The sequence below is a fragment of the Lentzea sp. NPDC036955 genome, assembly GCF_055608005.1.
The window spans coordinates 1-1,070 of record NZ_JBVJRC010000029.1 but is presented as its reverse complement, the minus strand read 5'-3'; the positions used below and the strand labels follow the sequence as shown (position 1 = coordinate 1,070).

Below are 1,070 nucleotides of genomic sequence, written 5' to 3'. Positions count from 1 at the left end.
CTGGTTGTTCTTCCAGAACCGCACAGTGGATGCGTAGCGTCTTCGTAACAAGTCCTCGGCCTATTAGTACCAGTCAGCTCCAACCGTTACCGGTCTTCCACCTCTGGCCTATCAACCCAGTGGTCTAGCTGGGGGCCTTAACCCACAAAGGGTGGGATACCTCATCTTGGAACGAGCTTCCCGCTTAGATGCCTTCAGCGGTTATCCCTTCCGAACGTAGCCAACCAGCAATGCTCTTGGCAGAACAACTGGCACACCAGCGGTCCGTCCGTCCCGGTCCTCTCGTACTAGGGACAGCCTTCCTCAAGTATCCTACGCGCGCGGCGGATAGGGACCGAACTGTCTCACGACGTTCTAAACCCAGCTCGCGTACCGCTTTAATGGGCGAACAGCCCAACCCTTGGGACCTACTCCAGCCCCAGGATGCGACGAGCCGACATCGAGGTGCCAAACCATGCCGTCGATATGGACTCTTGGGCAAGATCAGCCTGTTATCCCCGGGGTACCTTTTATCCGTTGAGCGACCACGCTTCCACAAGCCATGGCCGGATCACTAGTTCCGACTTTCGTCCCTGCTCGACCCGTCAGTCTCACAGTCAAGCTCCCTTGTGCACTTGCACTCGACACCTGATTGCCAACCAGGCTGAGGGAACCTTTGAGCGCCTCCGTTACTCTTTGGGAGGCAACCGCCCCAGTTAAACTACCCACCAGGCACTGTCCCTGATCCGGATCACGGACCGAGGTTAGACATCCAATACGACCAGAGTGGTATTTCAACGATGACTCCACAACCACTGGCGTGGCCGCTTCACAGTCTCCCACCTATCCTACACAAGCCGAATCGAACACCAATACCAAGCTATAGTAAAGGTCCCGGGGTCTTTCCGTCCTGCCGCGCGTAACGAGCATCTTTACTCGTAATGCAATTTCGCCGGGCCTGCGGTTGAGACAGTCGAGAAGTCGTTACGCCATTCGTGCAGGTCGGAACTTACCCGACAAGGAATTTCGCTACCTTAGGATGGTTATAGTTACCACCGCCGTTTACTGGCGCTTAAGTTCTCAGCTTCGCC

The 1,070-nt window shown here is 55.9% G+C and carries 1 rRNA gene; it reads right to left on the bottom strand.

The features are described 5' to 3' along the window. Nucleotides 1–43: 43 nt before the first annotated feature. Nucleotides 44–1,070, bottom strand: a 23S ribosomal RNA gene (locus ACZ7CF_RS42200); the annotation flags it as partial.